Source organism: Pseudomonas mendocina, assembly GCF_003008615.1.
In the GTDB taxonomy this organism is placed as follows: domain Bacteria; phylum Pseudomonadota; class Gammaproteobacteria; order Pseudomonadales; family Pseudomonadaceae; genus Aquipseudomonas; species Aquipseudomonas mendocina_C.
This window is the reverse complement of record NZ_CP027657.1, coordinates 1,191,241-1,211,488: the sequence shown is the minus strand read 5'-3', so window position 1 is coordinate 1,211,488 and position 20,248 is coordinate 1,191,241. Positions and strand designations below refer to the sequence as shown.

Here is a 20,248-nt window from a genome sequence, read left to right as displayed (position 1 = left end):
AGGGGGAGTCGTAGGTCTGGCTGTCAGTGCTGCACAACTTCCTGCGGGTCGGCGTGTACCAGCACTTCCGCACGTGGGTAATGCTCATGGATCGACTTTTCCACAGCCTCGCAGTGCGTATGGGCCTCGGACAGGCTCATCTCGCCCGGCAGCTCCAGGTGCAACTGGACGAACCAGCGCGTACCGGAAATGCGTGTGCGCAGGTCGTGGGAACCCAGCACGCCAGGTACGGCATTGGCCAGGTCGTACATGTGCTGGGAGGTTTCGCTGGGCAGCTCCTCGTCCATCAGCACGGCGACCGCGCCGCGCACGATGCTGATGGCGCTCCAGAAGATGTAGAAGGCGATGCCGATGGCGAAGATCGCATCCATCTGCTGCCAGCCGAAGCGGGTCAGCAGCAGGGCGAGGAGAATGCTGCTGTTGAGCAGGATGTCGGAGCGGTAGTGCAGCGAGTCGGCGTGAATCGCGGTGGAGCCGGTTTCGCGCACCACCTTGCGTTGGAAGGTCAGCAGAGCGACGGTCAATGCCAGCGACAGCAGCATGACGGCGATGCCGACGGCTTCGGCCTCCAGCGGCTGTGGCGACTGCAGGCGTTCGATGCCCTGCAGGCCAATGAGGATGGCACTGACGCCGATGAACAGCGCCTGGCCCAGTCCGGCCAGAGCCTCGGCCTTGCCGTGGCCGTAGCGGTGATCTTCGTCCGCAGGACGCAGCGCGAAATGCACGGCGATCAGGTTGATCAGCGAGGCGGCACTATCGAGCAACGAATCGGTGAGGCCGGCCAGCAGGCTGACCGAGCCGCTCAGCCACCAGGCAATCGCCTTGGCCAGCACCAGGGTCAGCGCAACTGCCAGCGCTGCCCGGGTGGCCAGGCGCATCAGCCTGGCGTGCTGCGGGGTGTGCATCGGTTCAGGCTGCCGGACGCAGGCCGTAGGCGGCCAGTTGTTCGGCACTGCCGCTATGTTGGATCAGGCGCGGATCGTCGAGCGGCAACTGGTGGCCGGTACGGGTTTCGATCAAGGCCTTGAGGGCGTACTGGTCGACCTTGCCGTCTTCGCCGATCAGGTGCTTGAGCTGCTGCGGGTCGACCTGGACGGTCTGGCCTTCGGGCAGGTAGATGGCACCAGTGGCGAAGTCCACGGCGAAGGCGATCAGGCCCGGAATCACGTAGAACAGGATGCCAATGGCGTTGGCCCCGGCGATCACAGGGTCGATTCGGCCTTCGATCTGGCCACGGCGATCCGGGTAGAAGATCGATCCACAGGCGGTCAGTTGAGCGAGCAGGGCAGCGGCGATAACGCCGGTGATGACACGGGATTTCGTGCGCATGAGCACCTCCTGAAAAAGTGGCGCAACTATAGCAGTTCGCCATTGCAAAGCCGCTAGTTGAAGGCGGTTGTCAATAAGACCGACGGCGGCGCTGGCGGTTCGCCGCATCGCGGCTGCTCTATAATCGCCGGCCTGCTGTGGAGAAATGATGAACACCCTGCCGATCGATTCGCTGCTGCCTGATTTGCGCGATGCACTGAGTGCCCACCATGAAGTGGTGCTGGAGGCGCCGCCTGGCGCCGGCAAGACAACCCGCGTACCACTGGCGCTGCTCGATGCGCCCTGGCTGGCCGGGCAAACCATCCTCATGCTCGAGCCGCGCCGCCTGGCCGCGCGTGCTGCCGCCGAGCGTTTGGCCAGCGAATTAGGCGAACGGGTGGGTGAGACGGTTGGCTATCGCATTCGCCTGGACAGCAAGGTCGGGCCGAACACACGCATCGAGGTGGTCACCGAAGGCATCCTCGCTCGCCGCCTGCAGGACGATCCAGCATTGGATGGCGTTGGCCTGGTGATTTTCGACGAATTCCATGAGCGCAGCCTGGACGCCGACCTTGCCCTGGCGCTGACGCTCAACGGCCGCGCCATGTTCCGTGCTACGGACAGTGGTGAGATGCCGCTCAAGGTGCTGCTGATGTCGGCCACCCTAGAAGGCGAGCGCCTGTCAGCACTGCTTGGCGAGGCGCCGGTGCTGCGCAGTGAGGGCCGCATGTTCCCGGTGGATATCCGCTGGGGCGCGCCCTTTCAGCCCGGCGAGTGGATCGAGCCGCGTGTGCTGCAGACGGTGCAGCAGGCGCTGGCCGACGAGCCGGGCAGCCTGCTGGTGTTCCTGCCGGGTCAGGCCGAGATTCGCCGTGTGACCGAGCAACTGGGCGAGGCGCTGAGCGGCCGTGACGACATCCTGCTCTGCCCGCTGTATGGCGAGCTGGAGCTGTCCGCTCAGCGCGCCGCCATCGAGCAGGCACCCGCGGGTATGCGCAAGGTGGTGCTGGCGACCAACATCGCCGAGACCAGCCTGACCATCGACGGCGTGCGGGTGGTGGTCGACGCTGGCCTTGCGCGGGTACCGCGCTTCGACCCGGCCAGCGGCATGACGCGTCTCGACACGCAGCGCATTTCCCGCGCTTCGGCCACTCAGCGCGCTGGGCGTGCTGGTCGCCTGGAACCCGGTGCCTGCTACCGCTTGTGGTCGCAAGCGCAGCACGAGCAGCTCAGTGCCTATTCGGGCGCGGAAATCCTTCAGGCCGATCTGTCCGGGCTGGCCCTGCAGCTGCTGCGCTGGGGCGTGACACCACAGGAGCTGTGCTGGCTCGACGTTCCACCACCTGCCGCCTACGCCCAGGCGCTGGATCTGCTCGGCCGCCTTGGTGCGTTGGACGAGCGCGATGCACTCAATGCCCATGGCCAGGCCATGGCCGAGCTGCCCTGCCACCCACGTATTGCTCACCTGCTATTGCGTGGTCAGGCGCTTGGGTTAGGTGCTCTGGCCTGTGATCTGGCGGCGCTACTGTCGGAGCGCGACATCCTTCGAGGTGGCGGCGCTGATCTGCACAGCCGCCTCGCCCTGCTGTCTGGTGAAAACCGCGCCGCGCGTAGTGCCCAGGGTGGTGTGCAGCGCGCGCGGCAACTGGCTAGGCAGTTTTCGGGGCTGCTCAAAGGCCGGCCGGTCAATCAGGCCGTGAGCGATCCCGAGAACCCGCGCTGGTTGGGTTGCCTGTTGGCCTTCGCCTACCCCGACCGCATCGCCCAGCAGCGCCGCGCCGGTGGTGCCGACTATCGCCTGGCCAATGGCCGCGCCGCGCAGTTCGGTGAGGCCGATGCCCTGATGAAGCACGAATGGCTGGTGATCGCAGACCTGGGCAGCCGCCAGGGGCAGCGCGAAGAACGCATCTACCTGGCTGCCGATCTCGACCCGGCGCTGTTCGCCAGCGAGTTGGCCGAGCAGGTGCAGACGCTGGAGGTGCTCGACTGGGACGAACGCGAGGGCGTGCTGCGTGCCGAGCGCCAGCGCAAGGTCGGTGAACTGGTGCTGGAACGCCAGGCGCTGGCTGCGCTGGACGAGGACGCGCGCGGCCGCGCATTGGTCGGCCTGGTGCGACGCAAGGGCCTGGAGTTGCTGCCGTGGACGCCCGAGCTGCGCCAGTGGCAGGCGCGCGTGGCGTTGTTGCGCGAGCTGGACATGCAGCAACAGGGGCAGAGCGAATGGCCGGATCTGTCCGATGCTGCCCTGCTGGCCTGCTTGGAGCAGTGGCTGACGCCTTACCTGGGCAAGGTCAACCGCCTCAGCCACTTCGCCAATCTCGACTTGCCTTCGATTCTGCAGGCGCTGCTGCCCTGGCCGTTGCCACAACGCCTCGACGAGCTGGCGCCGCGCGCATTGAGCGTGCCGTCCGGCTCACGCATCGCCATCGACTACACGGACAATCCGCCGGTGCTCGCCGTGCGCCTGCAGGAGCTGTTCGGCCTGGCCGCGACGCCGCGTATCGCCGGTGGTCGCCTGGGGCTCAAGCTGCACCTGCTGTCACCGGCGCGCAGGCCGGTGCAGGTGACTCAGGATCTGGCCAGCTTCTGGGCCAATACCTACCTGGAGGTGAAGAAGGATCTCAAGGGCCGCTACCCCAAGCACTACTGGCCGGACGACCCGTTGATCGCCGAGCCCACCGCGCGGGCCAAGCCGCGCAGGTGAGCGTGGATGAGGGCAATTCCCGAATGTGGGTTCCTCGGGCAGTGGCTTTATAGCAGGGGGAGGGTGTAGCTCAGGATCAGGCGATTCTGATCCAGGTCGTTGCCTCCGTTGCTGCGGGAGATCGCGTTGCGCCAGCGCAGCCCCAGGTTTTTCAATGGCCCGCTCTGGATGGTGTAGCGAAGATCGAGATTGCGCTCCCATTCCCGGCCATTACTGCCGTCGGCCCACTCGAAGCCATCGCCCTTGACATAGCGTACGGAGAACAGCAATCCGGGCGCGCCAAGACTGCTGAAGTCATAGTCATAACGCGCTTGCCAGGATTTTTCGTTGGGGTTGGCGAAGTCGGGCGACAGCATCGAATAGTTGACGAGGAAGGCATCGGTGCCATTCACATAGGGGTAACCGCTGCCCCCGCTCATCTTCTGGTAGGCCAGCGTGAAGGCATGCGCCGAGAGGTTGTAGGTGAACATGGCACCGAATGCGCCATTGTCGACATTGGTATTGCCATCATCCGTGGAGTGGGCATAGCGAATGTCGCTTGCCAGCGACTGGCCCTCGGCTATGGGCAACAGATGAGTGATGTTGACGATGTGCTGTCGATAGTTTCGTTCGAGTTGAGCGTAGTCATAGGACGTTGCAAGGCCTGAACCCCAGTCGTAACGAACACCGCCAAAATCGAACCGATCGGACGGTTGTCCGCCCCTGATGCCTTTGCCTGTGACCGACATGTCGTCGCTGCTGGCGTAATTACGCAGGCTGTTCTGGGTCATGCGGCCCAGATTGAAGCGCAACCCGCTGATTTCTTCGGAAACCAGATGGGCGCCGCGAAAGGTCTGCGGCAACAGGCGGGAGTCACTGGGGCGAAGTGTCGGTAACTTTGGCATCAACGTACCCACATGCAGGGTACTTTTCGACAGCCGTGCTTTGGCGGTCAAGCCTAACTGGCTGTACTCGTCGGGTGCCCGACCATCGTTATCAATCGGAAGCAGCCCGGTGTTGGTGCGGTCTGGGCTGGAGTCCAGCTTGACGCCGAGCAGGCCTATCGCGTCCACACCGAAGCCGATAGCGCCTTCGGTGTAACCCGATTTGACGTCGAGAATGAAGCCTTGCGCCCATTCCTCGCGTTTGGATTGCCGCGCTCCCGGCTGACGATAATCACTGTTGAAATAGAAGTTCCTCATCTGCAGAGAGGCTTTGCTGTCGGCGATGAAGTCGGCATGTGCATGGCCCGACAATGCCATTGCGGCTGTGACGGGGGCGAGCATGAGGGCCGGTGTGTTGCGGGTGATGGACATGTATTTCTCCGATTTCCGATTGTTGTTATGGGTTCGGTATGGCGGATCACTGAGTACTGCGGTGATTTCCCAGAGATTCCTTTCTGTGAGGTATCCCTGCGGGCGAGCGACCGTCAGCAGCGGTTGCGACTGACGGGTGTTTGAAAGAAGCGGTGTTGCGCCAATCGGCAGCAGCCGGCCCGGCCCCGTCCCTTGGGGGCTGACAGGAGTGGCTTTGGGATGGCTGTTGCCGAGGGTTCAGCTGTTCAGCAGATGCCGGTTGACGATGCAGCGTGGCTCGAGCGGTACGCCGTTCCACAGGCCCAGGATCTGTTGCACGGCAAGCAGGCCGACGCGATCACGGGCTTCGCTGGTATTGGCGCCTACGTGGGGAGTGGCAACCAGGTTTGGCAGGCCCCACAGCGAGCTGTCCGCTGGCGGCGGCTCTGGGCTGAAGGTGTCCAGGCCGGCACCGCCGATCTGCCCTTGGCTGAGTGCGCTGACCAGCGCTTCGCTGTCTATCAGCTCGCCGCGAGCGGTATTGATCAGGATGCTGCGTGGGCGCATCCGGGCCAATTGTGCGGTGCCGATCAGATGGCGGTTGGTCTCGGTGAGTGGGCAGTGCAGGCTGATGATGTCGCAGTCGGCGAGCAGTCTGTCGAAGTCGTCCTCCCGTTCTACATGAGCACGATCCGGCAACTGCGTGAGGTAGGGGTCGTACACCTTGACCTTCATCTGCAAGGGCGCCACCAGATCCATGAGTATGCTGCCGATGGAGCCCAGGCCAATCAGGCCCAGCGTCTTGCCGAACAACTCGACCCCATTGGCTGTGGCTTTGTCCCAGTGGCCATCGCGCATGCGCGCGTCCAGCAGTGCAATTTGCCGCGCCACGCTGAACATCAGGGCGAAGGCATGTTCGGCAACCGATTGTGCATTGGCACCCAGAGCAATGCTGACCGGAATACTGCGCTCGGCGGCGGCCTGGATATCGATGCTGTCGTAACCGACGCCGTGTTTGGCGATGACCGTGAGCTTGGCCGATGCCTCGATCATTTCGCGGGTCAGCTTGCCCTGTCGCACGATGATGGCGTCGGGTTGCTCAGCGCGAATGACGGCCACTAATTCGTCCGCCGGGGCATACGGCGTGGTGGGGATGATCCTGACACCGTTGGTCGCTGCGTAATTCATGGCATCGGGTGTCAACGCCGGGCCTGTCAGGAGGATGGTACGGGTCATGGTGGTTGCCTTGTTCTTGTCATGAAAAAAACGGCCGCAGCAACAACGGTGAGGCCGGGCTCGAACCTTATCATAATGAAATGGCATTTCAATATTTGTTCTTGAGATCGATTTCCCTGCTGGCTCCGTTTTCAATGGTTAAAAACGAAATAATGTTCTATTTTATTTGGCGAAAATGAACCGCGCGGTGCAAGGAGTGGCAGCGCCACGGCTGTCGAGTGAGCGCCGAGTCCTAGCCCCAGAGAGGTAGCTGCAGTTGCCCGTGCCCCGAACATCCAGCACGCGCTGGCCCACGCCTTTGAGGGCACTGGCTCATCGTGACTTTCGGATCTACTTCACGGGGCAAGGTATCTCCACGTTAGGCAAGTGGGTGCAGCAGGTTGCGCTGTCCTGGCTGACCTATCAGCTGACGGGGTCTGCCTTCCTGCTCGGTGTTATCACCTTCCTGGTACTGGTGCCGCAGTTGCTGGTCGGGCCGCTGGCCGGTGCCTGGATCGACCGGCATGACAAGCGCAAGCTGTTGATCGGCGTGCAATGCGCGCTGGTGATGCAGTCGTTGAGCCTGGCGCTACTCACCTGGTGTGGCGCGATGGACAGCACCATCCTGGTTCTGATGGCGTTGCTGCTGGGGATACTCAACGCATTCGAGGTGCCGTTGCGTCAGGCATTGATCGGTAGCTTCGTCGCCAGCCCGGCGGATTTGCCCAATGCACTGGTACTCAATGCCATGCTGGTCAATGCGGCACGCTTCATGGGGCCTCCCCTGGCCGGAGCGCTCATCGCAGTGAGCGGGGAAGCCGGATGTTTCCTGCTTACGGCTTTGGCGTTCATGGCATTGCTGGCTGGCCTGATGAACACGCAGGCAGCCCCTTCTGCCCGTGCCTTGGGCTCGACGGCGGAGGTCTTGCGCGAGGGGTTGCACTACATATGGCGTACTTGGCGGGTGAGACGGCTGATGATCAGCGTCGTCGTGGTCAACCTGCTGGCGTCCTGCTACACGGTGCTTCTGCCGATCCTGGCCGCCGATACCTATGCCGGTAATGCCAGGACGCTGGGCTGGCTATGGGGGGCAGCAGGGGCGGGTGCATTCATCGCCACGCTGTTTCTGATGTTCAATGGCGCACTGCGGCAACTGAACAGGTTCATCGTTGCGAGTATCTGGCTGTGTGTTCTGGCCCTGCTGGTTCTGGCGATGCACGCACCTCTTGTCGTCGCGCTGCTGGCACTGGCGTTGCTGGGGTTTGGCATTACGGTGAACAACGTAAGCAGCAATATGCTGCTGCAGAGTGACGCACCCGCCGAGTTGCGGGGGCGTATCGTGGCGTTCTATATCTCCATGCGTTTCGGCTTCGAGGCGGTCGGTGGGCTGTTGGTCGGGGGATTGGCTGCATGGAGCGGCGCTACTGCCACCTTTGCGGTGTTAGGGGGAGGTCTGTTGGTCTATCTGGCGTGCAGTCGTCTGCTGGCCCGCTGTGATGACAGATAGGCAGGGTGGTCGCCATGACGGCCGCGATTAAAGCGCAGCAGCATGACTCCGGACGCGGCTGCTGAAGAGACATTGATAGCGCTGGCGCTGACGTGGAAAGCAACACGATAATGCCGGCATTCACGCTTGACTTACATGTAACCAACGAGGTTTTTCGATGATCAAGACGCGTCCACGTCCTGCGGTGAGTGGCGTGGCATCTGCAGATCGAGTGCTCACGGTGCTGACGGCTTTTCAGTTGGGTGACATCTCCCTGGGATTGGTCGAGTTGGCTGAGCGGACGGGGCTGAACAAGAGCACCATCATGCGCCTGGTGGTCTCGCTGGAAACCTTCGGTCTCATCAATCGGATGTCCGATGGCCGTTATCAGCTTGCCAGTGAGGTCATGCGCCTGAATGCGGTGTATCAGGACGCCCTGGATCTTGAGCGCCACGTCATGCCCGTTCTGCAGGCGCTGACCGACGAGACCGGCGAGACCGCCTCGCTTTACGTTCGGCATGGCGCCTACCGTTTGTGCCAGTTCCGGGTCAACTCGCCGCATCGTCTGCGCATGCACCTGCAGCCGGGTGATATGCGTCCAATGGACGACGCTGCCGGTGCCCAGGCGCTCAGAACGCCTTTCGAAAAAGCCAGAACGCTGCGTGATCCGTACTACTCGTGTGCAGCTACCGATCCCCATGCCTCCTCGATGGCCTTGCCGATATTCGGGGCACAGGAGGAGTTGGTGGGGGCCATGGTTATCTCCGGGCCTGCAAGCCGACTGACGCTGGAGCGTGTCCAGTCACTGCGCGAGTCGTTCTGTTCGGCCGCTTCTCGGCTGGCACGCAGCCTGGGCAGCAAGACGCTTTTCTTGTGGGAGCAGAGTGCCACGCCTGAGGCGGCCGATCAGAGCAAGCATTCGCTTTGAGGGGGAAGAGCCGCTGCACGCGCTGAGCCATGACAGGCGCTTTGCAGCGGCGAACGGGTTGGCTTCAGGCCAACTGGCAGCCTTTTTCGCGCAGGGTATTCAGTACCCAGGAGCGATCATTCTCGCCTTTGGCGATCTGTTCGAGTTGCTTCTGCTCAGCTACGTGCTTGGCGTGGGCACGTTCATAGACGTCCTTTACGTGGTCATAGGGGATGCACAGCAAGCCATCGTCGTCGCCAATGATCAGATCGCCTGGTTCGACGACCATTCCGTCGATTGAAATCGGCACGTTGATCTCACCCGGTCCGTCCTTGTACGGGCCGCGGTGCGTTATGCCGGCCGCGAACATGGGGAAGTCCTCGGCGCCGATGCTGGCCGCATCGCGGATGGCGCCATTGATCACGATGCCTGCCACGCCTCGCTTGATGGCGTAGGCCACCATCATTTCCCCGATCAGCGCGTTGCTCAGGTCGCCGCCTGCGTCCACCACGATCACATCACCTGGCTCTGCGATATCGATGGCGTAGTGCAGCATCAAATTATCGCCAGGGCGTGATTTCACCGTAAGCGCTACCCCGGACAGCACGCCCTGACGGTGCATCGGGCGCAGTCGAGCGCCACCAGCCGTCATGCGATTCATCGAGTCGCTGGCATTGGCGACTGGAACGCTGCGGTACAGCTCGACCCATTCAGGGCTGACTTTGCGGGCGCGGTTCAGGACTCTGAAACCGATGGACATACGCGACTCCTCGTGTGAGTTTTGTTTTGCTTTTTGATTTATTGAAATGGAGTTTCAAAAAATCTATCACTCAAAACTGCTCACATCAACCATGCATGCGTCAGGCATGAGCCATGATCGATAAACGCAAGGAGCTTCAACTTCATGATTGGTGAGAGAACTGGCTGATACACGGGGACGGGCTGGTACCTGCCATTTAGCGGGCATTGGTGCTGCATTATTTAATTATTGAAATGGCGTTCCGTTATGCTAGGCTCGGTTCATTCGCTGCCATCCGATGGCTCGGCAGACGGGTAAAAATAAGAATGAAGGTACCTACCATGAATCGAAGCCCCTCCTTGATCGCGTCACTCCACGCTAGTCGATCCCATCTCCTGAGCGCCGATCAGCCTCCCTTTGTGCGAGGCTGTCTGACCCTTCGCCCGAACAGCACTTCTCGGATTTGAATGCCGGGTGATCGTGGTGCATGGCTTGCGCGTCGAGCCATCCAACCACCTACAAAAGGCTGGGGGCGTGCCTCCAATCAGCATGGCCGTCGGCAAGATCGATGTGAGCCGGTAAGACGGCACGCAGGCTTTCTACGCGGCAATACAGCGAGCAATGTGAAAACAAAAAGTGCGGTGCGGACATGCTTCCGTGACTCCGCCAGAGATAGGATCAATCAGCAATGCCCATGAAAATGACGAAAAAAATCCTGGTGTCGGCCGTGTTCGCAGTCGCTGCCGCCATATCGCCGGCCCATGCGCAGGACTACCCGCAAGGCAACATCAATTTCGTGGTGCCGTTCCCGCCGGGCGGCGGTACCGACATTCCGGCGCGCCTGCTGCTTCAACAGATCAGCCAGGACAGTGGATGGAATTTCGTGGTCGAGAATCGTCCGGGCGCTGGCGGCAACATCGGACTGGCACAGTTGGCCCGTTCTGCGGCCAACGGGCAGTACCTCGGGATGGGGCAGACCTCGAACCTGGCCGTCAATCCCTCGCTCTACAGCGATATCCCCTATGACTCGATCAAGGACTTCAGGCACATCGCGGTCATCTCGACCCAGCCGATGGTGCTGGTCACGCATGCGAAATCGCCCATAGAGAACATGGATGGCTTCCTGGCTGCGGCCAAGAAAGCACCGGGTAGCATTCTGTTCGGTACGCCGGGTTCGGGCACCGTCGCGCATCTGTCGATGGAGCTGCTGTCGGGGGAAGGGGGCATCGAATTGACCCACGTTCCGTATCCGGGCATCGCTCAGGCGATTTCCGATGTCATGAGCGGTGTGGTCGACGTCTATATCGGCAGCCTGCCGAGCGTCCTTCCCCATATTCGCTCCGGCTCCATCCGTGCTTTGGCCGTTACCTCGCAGGAGCGTAATGCCGTATTGCCCGATGTCCCCACCGTGGCGGAGTCCGGTTTCGCGGGTTTCGATACGGCCGACTGGAAAGGCGTCGTGGGGCCGGCCGGCATGTCCGATGAGCTGGTGACGAAGCTCAATGCGGCGATCAATACCGCGTTGCAGTCCGAGTCGCTACGCCAGGCCATCGAGGCCGAGGGCAGTACCGTCATATTGGAGGACAGCCAGTGGTTCTCCGACCTCCTGGCCAACGAGTTGGAGCGCTGGGCGGAGGTCGTCAAGGTTTCGGGAGCGACGGTCAACTGACGCCTGACTGCGCTCCCGGATTTCCCTGGGGCGCAGGCACGCAATGGAACCAAGCAGAGCTGGGGAGGCTGATATGCCGGTTCGCAATTACCAGGATGCCGTCGTGGGCATTCTTATCGCCTTGTGCGGCCTCGCCGTGGCGATTTACTCATCCAACGCATTCAACGCCGGCACTTTGCAGCGCATGGGGCCTGGCATGTTTCCTCTGGCCATGGGGGGGCTGATCACCTTTCTCGGGGTGTTGCTCTGCGTCGTTTCGCTCCTGAAAACCGGCATCGTCAAACCTGTCGAAGTGCAATGGCGTGCCGCCGTGATGGTGCTGGTCTCGGTCACGCTGTTCGCCGTATGCGTGAAACCACTCGGTTTGGTGCCGGCGGTATTGAGTGTGGTGATCGTTTCTTCCTTCGCCGAGAGCAAGGTGCGCATTCTTCAGGTGGCGATCCTGGGGGTCGTGCTCTGCTTGCTGTCCTACCTGATCTTTCAGGTTGGCCTGGGCATGAACTTCGTCTTCATCAGGTGGGGGTTCTGATGTCTTTTTCCGAAAACATACTCCTGGGTCTCGAGACAGCGTTCTCGCTGTACAACCTGTTCTACTGCTTTCTGGGGGTATTCCTCGGCACCTTGCTCGGTGTGATTCCGGGTATCGGTGTGCTGGCGGCCATCTCCATGTTGTTCCCCATGACCTTCCACCTGGAGCCGACCGCTGCATTGATCATGCTGGCTGGCATTTGGTACGGCACCTCGTATGGCGGCAACACGGCCTCTATCCTGCTGAATGTGCCCGGTTCTCCATCGAATGCGGTGACGTGCCTGGACGGTTACCCGATGACCCTGCAAGGGCGCGGCGGCATCGCCTTGCTGATGACGACCGTGGCGTCGTTCTGTGGCGGCTCGGTGGGCATCATCCTGTTGATGAGTTTCGCCTCCACCATCAGCTCCTACGCGCTGAATTTCTCCTCGGCCGAGTACTTCTCGCTGATGCTGCTCGGGCTGGTCGCTGCCTCCAATATTTCCGGTGGTTCGGTGATCAAGGGCTTGATCATGGTCGCCTTCGGTATTCTGTTCGGGACTGTCGGCAGTGACATCTACACGGGAACTCGACGCTTCGATTTCGGCATCCTCGATCTGGCGGACGGCATCAACCTCGTGGCATTGGCGATGGGGTTGTTCGGTGTCGCGGAGGTCATTTCCAGTATTGGCAAGGTCGACGGCAGCCGTGTCGATCGCAGTACCCTCAAGCTGTCGGCGATGAAGCCCACGCGCGACGACGTGAAGCGATCCTGGATGCCGATGGTGCGTGGTTCCTCCATCGGGTCTTTCTTCGGCACCCTGCCGGGAACCGGCCCTTCGATTGCCGCCTTCATGGCCTATGCTGTCGAGCGGCGCGTGGCGAAGCAGCCCGAGCGCTTCGGCAAGGGAGCCATTGAGGGCATCATGGCGCCGGAGTCGGCCAACAATGCGGCAGACCAGACTTCGTTCATCCCGACACTGGCTCTGGGCATTCCTGGCAGTGCGACCATGGCTTTGATGCTGGGTGCGCTGATGATCCATGGCATCGCTCCCGGCCCGCAGCTGATGACCGAGCAGCCATCGCTGTTCTGGGGGCTGGTGATGAGCTTCTGGATTGGCAATGTGTTGTTGGTGATCCTCAACGTCCCGCTGATCGGGCTGTGGGTACGCCTGTTGATGGTGCCCTACAAACTGCTGTTCCCGGCGGTTCTGATGTTCATCTGCATTGGCACATTCAGCGTCAATAACAGCTACTTCGATGTGCTCCTGGTGGTGCTATTCGGTGCGATCGGCTACGGCATGCGTGTACTCGGGTTCCCGGCCGCGCCGATGCTGCTGGGATTCGTGCTGGGACCAATGATGGAGGAGCATTTCAGAAGGGCCATGCTGCTTTCGCGCGGTGACTTCAGCACCTTCATTGATCGCCCGATCAGTGCGGCCGTGCTGGGGCTCACGGTACTCGTGCTGCTGTTGGGCCTGCGTCCGTTGTTCAAACGCAAACCCAGTGTGCAGACCGGCACTGCCTGATCTGCCATCGATTGCCCTGCGACATTCGCAGCAACTCGCATGAGCGAGTGTCGCAGGTGCTCTTATTCCTACTCGCTTGAGTGTTCGCGTGGCTAACGACTAGGATCTTCTCTTCGTTTGCCGCGCGTTTCCTCTTCCGATGCTTCCATACCTGGCTTTCGCCTCCCCTGCGTACTTCTCTCTCCGTTTACGCGCCTCGGTGCGCACATGCTGACGCTGAATATCGGCCCGCTGGCCCTTGGCGTTTCCCATGTGCTGCTGTTCGGCAGCCTGCTGCTGGCCACACTGGTTGGCTGGTTGATCGGCCGCCGGCATGGCTGCAATCCGGAGCGGCAGCTGTTTCGCATGTTGCTGCTGGCGCTGGTGGTGGCGCGCCTGGCCTTCGTGCTGGTGTATGCCGAGTACTACCGTGACGAGCCGTGGCGGGTGGTGGATATACGCGATGGCGGTTTTATCGCCTGGCCAGGCGTTCTTGCCGGATTGATGCTGGGTGCCTGGATCATCTGGCGCCAGATACCGCTGCGTCGACCCTTGGGCATTGCGATGAGCGTCGGTCTGGCGCTGTGGCTGGGCGGCAACCTGCTGCTGCAAGCATTGGAGCAGGGTACGCGACTGCCCGACCTGCAGGTTCAGGACGCCCAGGGCCGCACGGTGAACCTGCGCGATTACGCTGGTCAGCCACTGGTGGTGAACCTCTGGGCCACCTGGTGTCCGCCGTGCCGCCGCGAGATGCCGGTGCTGATGCAGGCCCAGCAGAGTGAGGCAGGAGTGACCTTCTTGTTCGTCAATCAGGGCGAGAGTGCGGAGCGGGTAGCCGATTTCCTGGCCGAGCAGAACCTGACGCTCGACAACCTGCTGCTTGATGGTTCGGTGCAACTGGGACAGATGGTCGGTTCGCGGGCCTTGCCCACCACGTTGTTCTACGACGCCGCAGGGCGTCAGGTCGGCAGCCACCTGGGCGAGTTGTCGCATGCCAGCCTGGCGCGGGCGCTGGTAGCGTTACAGCCGGAGTGAGGCGTCAATATAGCCACAGATCCTCGCCGGCGTCCTTGAGCTGTTGATAGACGCGATCCAGGTCGTCACGCAGGCGTTCGGCGTTGGGAGCGTGGCGGGAGAAGATCAGTCGCAGTGGCAGGCGCTGCACTTCGACGAACGGTAGATCGCCCATGGCCAAGGCGCGTTTGGCTTGTTCGACGGGAGTCTGATAGTCCAGCAGGTAGTCGCCGCGTCGACGTTCCAGCATTTCCAGGGCCGAGGTATGGCTGGACGTGCGATGACGGGTGATCTGGCGGGCCGGATCTTCCAGCCACTGATTGACGTCCTGCCAGTAGCTGTAACCGGTAATCAGGATCACCCCACGCCCCTGCAGATCGTCCGGCAGGTGCGGTGGTGGAGTGTCGGGGCGAAAGTACAGGTTGAGGGTGATTTCGCCCAGCAGATGGCGGCCTTCCAGGGTGTGATCGGCCAGCTCAGTCTTGCCGGGGGCGCCGGGCCATATCTGCACGCTGCCATCCTGCAGGCCGCTGTACAGACGAGCGCCGGGGTAGGAGCGAAACTCGGCCTGGTAGCCGGCCTGCTCCAGCAGGCGTGCAGTCAGCTCCAGGCCAGAGCCGCTAGGTTGGCCCTGGGCGTCCGTATAGGAATAGGGGGGGAATTCGTAATAGCCGACATGAATGCGTTGCTTGGCTTCGGCCGTGTGAGCAACGGGCAGCCATAGCAGGGTGATGAGTATCAGGCAGAAGCGTCTTGGCATCCGGGTATCGCGGCTCTTCGCCGTCTTGTCGTTATTGGGTCGTGCCCTTCGAGCATGGACAAGTCTTGGCGGGCTTGTCCAGTCCGGTTCCGCTTATTCGTGGCTGGGCAGGAAAAAGCGGCCGATGACCGGCAGGTGATCGGAAATGCCCAACGTGTCGTGCTGGCGTACCTGGCTGGCGAGCGGGGTGAGGCGTGGGCTGTAGAACAGGTAGTCGAGGGTGCGATCCGGACCTTTGGCGGCGGGGTCGTTGGGGTAGTGGGTGTACCAGTCTGCCTGCCGCGTTCCGCTGGATTGTTGCAGGCTGGGAATCATCGGGTAGCGTCTGGCGAGATCCTGCAGCTCGCTGTCGGAGGCATACCAGCCACGCTGATCCTCGGGCAGATGCTGGAACTGACCAGGCGGCAGCAGGTTGAGGTCGCCGCCCAGCACCCACGGTGTTCCTGCGCTCTGCAATTGCTGCAGCAGGCCGTCGGTCATGGCCACCTGGCGCTGCATGGTGTCATCGCCTTGGGCGAAGGCATCGAAGTGGGTATTGATCATGACCAGTTCGCCGCTGCCACGAATCGGCAGATAGCTGATCAGCAAGGCGCGCTTGAGTTGGAACTGGCGGCTCAGCGGGTCGCTGCCGGGAATCGGCAATTGCACTCGCTCGGCGCGGGCTATCTGGAAGCGGCTGAGGGTTGCGAGCTTCATGCCGACGCTACCGAGAATACGCGGGTGTGGCACGAAGCCGGATTTCCAGTAGAAGGCCTGGCTGGCGCAGGGGTAAAGGTCGGCCAGGCGTTCCTGCAGCAGCGCCAGTTGATCCTGGTAGTCGCTGGCCCTGGCGCCGTCATGCAGCTCCTGTAGCAGTACCACGTCGGGCTGCTCGTCACGCAGGACGCGCACCACTTCATCGAGCGTGGTCGCCAGGTCTTCGCGGCTGGGGCGTTCGTCCGGGCCATCGCCGCCAGGCAAGTCGTACCAGAACACGTAGCGCTTGCCGGCCAGGTACTGCACGTTCCAGGTCATCACCTTCAGTGCCTGGCCCGGTTGCAGCTTGGCGGTCTGGGCGTTGCAGCTCAGCACTGCGTCCTCACGCGCGGCCGGGCGCCAGGTCAGCGTGTAGAGCAGGATGAGAAGAATGCCGAAAAGCACCGCGAGGGTGAGCAGGAACAGGCGCAGCGGACGGGACAGGGACATGGCGACGCGGGCGACTATGCTGGGAGGAGGCGAGGATACCCCAGTGCGTTGCATCGGCCCAGGCATGTTGAGCCCCACTTCCCAGAGGTTCGCGGCGCCTGGGGACAGTCCCGAAGTGCTGAAGTACCATGCCGCAATACGCGAAAAGCAAGGTGTTCCTGTCGTGTGGTGGCTCGGTAAACCATGAGGTTCTGGAGATTCTGATGCGTGTCTGGCTGTTGATCCTAGCGCTGCTCGCGCCGTTGTGCCGGGCAGGCGAGGGCGAGTCGCTGAAGGTAATGACGGATCTGTGGCCGCCGTTTCGCATGGAGGACGAGGCCGGCCAACTGCGCGGGCTGGACATCGACCTGTTGAATGAGTTGTCGCGTCGTACCGGCATACGCTTCGATGTGCAGCGTGCGCCCTGGGCGCGCGGTTTGGCGGCATTGGATCAGGGCACGGCCGATTTGATGACCGGCCTGGCGAAAACGCCGGATCGCGAGCGTTACATCCATTACCTGGATATGCCGTATTACGCGTGCTCGCCACGTTTCTACGCCAGCCCTTCGGTGGCGGTGCGCTTGAATGACTACTCGACATTGCGCGGGCTGCGCATCGGCTATGTGCTGGAGTCGGTTTACTTCCAGCCGTTCGACGGCGATGAGCAACTGAACAAGGTCGGCGTGAGTAACGAAAGCCAGTTGCTCGAGATGTTGGCGCGTGGCCGTATCGATGCCCTGGTGGGAACCGATTGCCAGGTCGACTATGCCTTGCTCGATCCCGAACTGGCGGGGCGCATCGTCAAGGCCGCCTATCAACCGGATGCCCGCACCGAGCTCTATATCGGGTTCTCGCGCCAGCGCCTGGCGCGCATGCCGCAGCTGGCTGCTGCCATCGAGAATCTGCTGCGCGAGGGCTGGATTGCCCGCGCAGCCCTGCGCTACCAGGCGGTGGTGGCGGGTCAGTAATGACGCGCTATGAGTGATCGTGTGGTTCGCTGTACAGCGCCTGTGCCAGCGCCATATCCCAGTAGGCAGCCTCGACCTTGTGGCCGTCCAGATCACACACGAAACAGCCGTAATAGGGCTCGCCATAGTCCAGGCGTGGGCCGGGCAGGCCTTCGTCGGTCGCTCCAGCTTCGAGAGCCGCCTGATGGAAGGCGTGTACCGAGGCCTTGTCCGGTGCGACGAAGCCAAAGTGGCTGCCATTGCCCTGGGTCGCGGGCTGGCCGTTGATCGGGGTTTGCACCCAGAACTCCGGGTACTCGCGGCCGAATGCCACAGCGCCAGGGTGGCGTATGATTTCCTTGCAGCCCAGCGTTGCCAAGACCTTGGCATAAAAGGCGCTGGCCTCCTCGAAACGATTGGTACCGATGGACACGTGAGACAGGATGCTCGGGTTGTAGTCGCTCATTGCACTCATTCCTCCTTTGCCGAAGAGGCAAGCCTAGCAGTTGGTTTCCAGCGGCCTGTCAGTCGTCATCATTATTGTGCGCCGCCTGTGGCGCAAGCAGCATGAACAGACGGAACAGCACCACCACGGCAAACAGCTGGATGAATCCATTGCCTACCTGATGCAGTACCCAGAGCAGGGTGTCGCTCTGCTTCGGCAGTGTCCACCAGTCCAGCAGCCAGAGTGGCAGCAGCACGTTGATCAGGCAGGTGAACACCGGCCAGAAACGCCCTTTGGTCAGTTCGAAGCTGCTCTGCAATGCACGCAGTGGCGGCTCCTGCTGCAGCACCAGGATCAGCTCCGAGAACGCCAGGCGAATCATGATCCAGATCCCCGGTACGATCAGCAGCGACAGACCGAGCATGATCGCCAGCGTGCTCAGGCCGACCATCAGGGCGAAAGCTGGCCACAGCTGTAAACCGGCTGCGAACAGTTGGCCATTGCCTGGCGTCTGCCCATTACTGCGCGCATGCAGGAAGAGGATCAGTGGCGCGGCGTACAGAGGATAGAACAGCACGCCGAGCAAGATGGCATAGGCCGGGTTGGCGCCCTCGCCGAGCTGCGCCGCCAGCAATGCCTGGCAGATGGCTTCGAGCAGCAATAGCGGCAGGCACAAGCGGGCAATGGCGGGCAGGTTGTGACTGAAGAAAAACCAGGCGTCGCGCAGGACGGACAAAGGACTCATCGGCAGGCTACCAGGTATCGAGGCGTGGGCGCTGATGGCCGTTCGCCAGGGTGATTGAAAGATTCAAGAGTACTCCAGCTGCGGGTTGGGCAGGGCCGCGAGCAGGCGTGGCAAATGAGCGCCCGCGACCTCCAGGGTCAGCTGCGGTGGGCCGGGTGAGTAAAGCAGGAAGTCGCAGGCGAGCACTGCGCGGTCGATCAGCAAGCTGATCCGCGCGTCATGGCCGAACGGGCAGGCGCACATCGGCACGCAGCCGGTGAGTTCGGTCAGCTCTTCGTCACTGGCGATGCGTGGGCGGCTGCCGAGCAACTGTTTGAGGTGTGCCCAGTCGGCGCGGGCACCTTCGACGCTGACCAGCATGGCGTAGCGTTGCTCGCCGATACGCAGGAACAGGCTCTTGCTCTCCACACCACGCAGGGCGAAGCGCTGGCGCACGGCATGTGCGGTCGAGTAGTCCAGTACCGGCTCGTGCTCGACCAGGCGATGGGCGATGTCCAGGCTCTGGAGCAGATCGAGATTGCGCTGGCAGAGGCGCTCTAGAGGTGTCATGGCGGCAAGGATAGGGGCTGTGAATCAGCCATGCCAGCACCGGCGAGCGCGCAGGCAGTTGGCTCTGGCATACTGGCGCGCTTAAAGCCCCATGAGGACTCCCGGTGAAGAAGATCGCCGTATTCGCCGATGTGCAGAACCTCTATTACACGGTGCGCCAGGTCTATGGCTGCCACTTCGACTACAGCGTGCTGTGGGCCGAGGTCAGTCGCCGTGGCGTGATCGTCGAGGCCTACGCTTATGCCATCGACCGGGGGGACGCCAAGCAGCAGCAGTTCCAGCAGATCCTGCGCAAGCTGGGCTTCACCGTGAAGCTCAAACCCTACATCCAGCGCAGCGATGGCTCGGCCAAGGGCGATTGGGACGTGGGCATCACCATCGATGTGCTCGATGCCGCTGCGCGGGTCGACGAGGTCGTGCTTGCGTCCGGCGATGGCGATTTCGATCTGTTGCTCGAGCGGGTGCGCAGCCAGGGTGTCGAGGCGATTGCCTTCGGCGTGCCAGGGCTGACGGCGCAGTCACTGATTCGCGCCGCCAGTTTGTACGTGCCCATCGAGGGCGACCTTCTGCTTCGTAATCATTGAGGCCAGCGTGGAATCCATCGCCGTCATCGACTTCGAAACCACTGGCGTCTCGCCGGATCAGGCCCGCGCCACCGAGATCGGCGTGGCGATCATCGAGGACGGTCGCATCGTCGACCGTTACCAGAGCCTGATGAACAGTGGCGCCTGGGTGCCGCCTTTCATCGAGCAACTCACCGGTATCAGCAACGCCATGTTGCGCAGTGCGCCGCCGTCGGATCAGGTGATGAACGAGGTGGCCGACTTCATCGGCGAGCGCCCAATGCTGGCGCACAACGCTGCGTTCGATCAGAAGTTCTGGGATGCCGAACTGGCACGCATACGCCGTCGTCGGTCGCAGCCGTTCGCCTGTTCGCTGTTGTTGTCGCGGCGCCTGCTACCCGAGGCGCCGAGCCACAAGCTGGGCAATCTAAATGTCTGGGCCGGACTGCCGGATACCGGTCGCGCCCACCGCGCCCTGGCCGATGCGGAGATGGCCGCCAACCTGACCCTGCACCTGCAGCGCCTGTTGCTCGAACGCCACGCTATCCGCGCCAGCCATGAATACCTGTGCGGCTTGCAGAAACTCTCGGCCGCCAAGGTGCGCGCGTTGCTGCGTGCCGGGTAGGGTGCGCTGCGCGCACCGCGCACCGCGCATCGGAATGGGTTCGAGGCTCGTAGTGCAATGGCTGCTTTATGGTGCGCACGGCGCACCCTACAACAGCTTGACCGCCCCGGTTTGGCCG

20 protein-coding genes are annotated in these 20,248 nt (G+C 62.2%); 10 read left to right on the top strand and 10 right to left on the bottom strand.

The genetic code is table 11. The features are described 5' to 3' along the window. Window positions 1-23 precede the first annotated feature (23 nt). Complete coding sequence (locus C7A17_RS05645; protein ID WP_106737095.1) at window positions 24-905, bottom strand: cation diffusion facilitator family transporter; 882 nt, start codon at window positions 903-905, stop codon at window positions 24-26. Window positions 906-909: 4 nt separating this feature from the next. Further along, window positions 910-1,329 (bottom strand): polyribonucleotide nucleotidyltransferase, encoded by a 420-nt coding sequence (locus tag C7A17_RS05640; RefSeq protein WP_106737094.1) that lies wholly within the window; start codon window positions 1,327-1,329, stop codon window positions 910-912. Between the two features lie 148 nt (window positions 1,330-1,477). Here C7A17_RS05640 and hrpB point away from each other — a divergent pair, with 148 nt between their 5' ends. Next, window positions 1,478-4,012 (top strand): ATP-dependent helicase HrpB, encoded by a 2,535-nt coding sequence (hrpB, locus tag C7A17_RS05635; protein WP_106737093.1) that lies wholly within the window; start codon window positions 1,478-1,480, stop codon window positions 4,010-4,012. 47 nt (window positions 4,013-4,059) lie between these two features. Here hrpB and C7A17_RS05630 read toward each other — a convergent pair whose 3' ends face one another. Both C7A17_RS05630 and C7A17_RS05625 read right to left on the bottom strand, forming a co-directional pair. Then, entirely contained in the window at window positions 4,060-5,307 is a 1,248-nt protein-coding gene (locus C7A17_RS05630) for an OprD family porin (protein WP_106737092.1), read from the bottom strand. A 237-nt stretch (window positions 5,308-5,544) separates the two neighbouring features. Next, window positions 5,545-6,522 (bottom strand): hydroxyacid dehydrogenase, encoded by a 978-nt coding sequence (locus C7A17_RS05625; protein WP_106737091.1) that lies wholly within the window; start codon window positions 6,520-6,522, stop codon window positions 5,545-5,547. Between the two features lie 262 nt (window positions 6,523-6,784). Between C7A17_RS05625 and C7A17_RS05620 the strand changes: the two genes are divergently transcribed. Further along, window positions 6,785-8,008, top strand: coding sequence for an MFS transporter (locus tag C7A17_RS05620; RefSeq protein ID WP_234035890.1), 1,224 nt, complete (start codon window positions 6,785-6,787; stop codon window positions 8,006-8,008). A gap of 157 nt (window positions 8,009-8,165) precedes the next feature. Beyond that, on the top strand, window positions 8,166-8,915 hold the full coding sequence (locus tag C7A17_RS05615) for an IclR family transcriptional regulator (RefSeq protein WP_106737089.1): 750 nt from the start codon (window positions 8,166-8,168) through the stop codon (window positions 8,913-8,915). A 64-nt stretch (window positions 8,916-8,979) separates the two neighbouring features. On the opposite strand, the gene C7A17_RS05610 is transcribed toward C7A17_RS05615, so the two are convergent. Further along, complete coding sequence (locus tag C7A17_RS05610; RefSeq protein WP_106737088.1) at window positions 8,980-9,654, bottom strand: RraA family protein; 675 nt, start codon at window positions 9,652-9,654, stop codon at window positions 8,980-8,982. A gap of 673 nt (window positions 9,655-10,327) precedes the next feature. On the opposite strand from C7A17_RS05610, the gene C7A17_RS05605 reads away from it, so the two are divergent. The 4 genes from C7A17_RS05605 to C7A17_RS05590 all read left to right on the top strand — a co-directional run bounded on the left by C7A17_RS05605 (window position 10,328) and on the right by C7A17_RS05590 (window position 14,353). Next, window positions 10,328-11,302, top strand: coding sequence for a Bug family tripartite tricarboxylate transporter substrate binding protein (locus C7A17_RS05605; RefSeq protein WP_106742764.1), 975 nt, complete (start codon window positions 10,328-10,330; stop codon window positions 11,300-11,302). 73 nt (window positions 11,303-11,375) lie between these two features. After that, the gene (locus tag C7A17_RS05600; protein WP_158704642.1) at window positions 11,376-11,831 is read left to right on the top strand and encodes a tripartite tricarboxylate transporter TctB family protein; all 456 of its coding nucleotides are present in this window, start codon (window positions 11,376-11,378) and stop codon (window positions 11,829-11,831) included. Next, window positions 11,831-13,339 carry a tripartite tricarboxylate transporter permease gene (locus C7A17_RS05595; RefSeq protein WP_199796394.1) on the top strand — a complete coding sequence of 503 codons (1,509 nt, stop codon included), beginning with the start codon at window positions 11,831-11,833 and terminating at the stop codon, window positions 13,337-13,339. The genes C7A17_RS05600 and C7A17_RS05595 overlap by 1 nt, the downstream gene beginning before the upstream one ends. A 207-nt stretch (window positions 13,340-13,546) precedes the next feature. After that, a complete protein-coding gene (locus tag C7A17_RS05590; protein WP_106737085.1) occupies window positions 13,547-14,353 on the top strand; it encodes a TlpA disulfide reductase family protein in 807 nt (268 codons plus the stop codon). Between the two features lie 4 nt (window positions 14,354-14,357). Here C7A17_RS05590 and C7A17_RS05585 read toward each other — a convergent pair whose 3' ends face one another. Next, on the bottom strand, window positions 14,358-15,092 hold the full coding sequence (locus C7A17_RS05585; protein WP_106737084.1) for a substrate-binding periplasmic protein: 735 nt from the start codon (window positions 15,090-15,092) through the stop codon (window positions 14,358-14,360). A gap of 93 nt (window positions 15,093-15,185) precedes the next feature. Further along, window positions 15,186-16,277, bottom strand: coding sequence for an endonuclease/exonuclease/phosphatase family protein (locus C7A17_RS05580; protein ID WP_106737083.1), 1,092 nt, complete (start codon window positions 16,275-16,277; stop codon window positions 15,186-15,188). Between the two features lie 203 nt (window positions 16,278-16,480). On the opposite strand from C7A17_RS05580, the gene C7A17_RS05575 reads away from it, so the two are divergent. Then, on the top strand, window positions 16,481-17,224 hold the full coding sequence (locus tag C7A17_RS05575) for a substrate-binding periplasmic protein (protein WP_106742762.1): 744 nt from the start codon (window positions 16,481-16,483) through the stop codon (window positions 17,222-17,224). 7 nt (window positions 17,225-17,231) lie between these two features. On the opposite strand, the gene C7A17_RS05570 is transcribed toward C7A17_RS05575, so the two are convergent. The 3 genes from C7A17_RS05570 to C7A17_RS05560 form a co-directional block, all read right to left on the bottom strand. Then, window positions 17,232-17,669, bottom strand: coding sequence for a VOC family protein (locus C7A17_RS05570; protein WP_106737082.1), 438 nt, complete (start codon window positions 17,667-17,669; stop codon window positions 17,232-17,234). A gap of 58 nt (window positions 17,670-17,727) precedes the next feature. Beyond that, window positions 17,728-18,393 carry a YciC family protein gene (locus C7A17_RS05565; RefSeq protein ID WP_106737081.1) on the bottom strand — a complete coding sequence of 222 codons (666 nt, stop codon included), beginning with the start codon at window positions 18,391-18,393 and terminating at the stop codon, window positions 17,728-17,730. Window positions 18,394-18,456: 63 nt separating this feature from the next. Continuing rightward, window positions 18,457-18,942: a YbaK/EbsC family protein gene (locus C7A17_RS05560; protein ID WP_106737080.1), complete on the bottom strand. Its 486-nt coding sequence runs from the start codon at window positions 18,940-18,942 to the stop codon at window positions 18,457-18,459. A gap of 104 nt (window positions 18,943-19,046) precedes the next feature. Here C7A17_RS05560 and C7A17_RS05555 point away from each other — a divergent pair, with 104 nt between their 5' ends. Next, entirely contained in the window at window positions 19,047-19,526 is a 480-nt protein-coding gene (locus C7A17_RS05555; protein WP_106737079.1) for a LabA-like NYN domain-containing protein, read from the top strand. 7 nt (window positions 19,527-19,533) lie between these two features. Beyond that, window positions 19,534-20,130 carry a 3'-5' exonuclease gene (locus C7A17_RS05550; RefSeq protein ID WP_106737078.1) on the top strand — a complete coding sequence of 199 codons (597 nt, stop codon included), beginning with the start codon at window positions 19,534-19,536 and terminating at the stop codon, window positions 20,128-20,130. The last annotated feature ends 118 nt before the right edge of the window (window positions 20,131-20,248 follow it).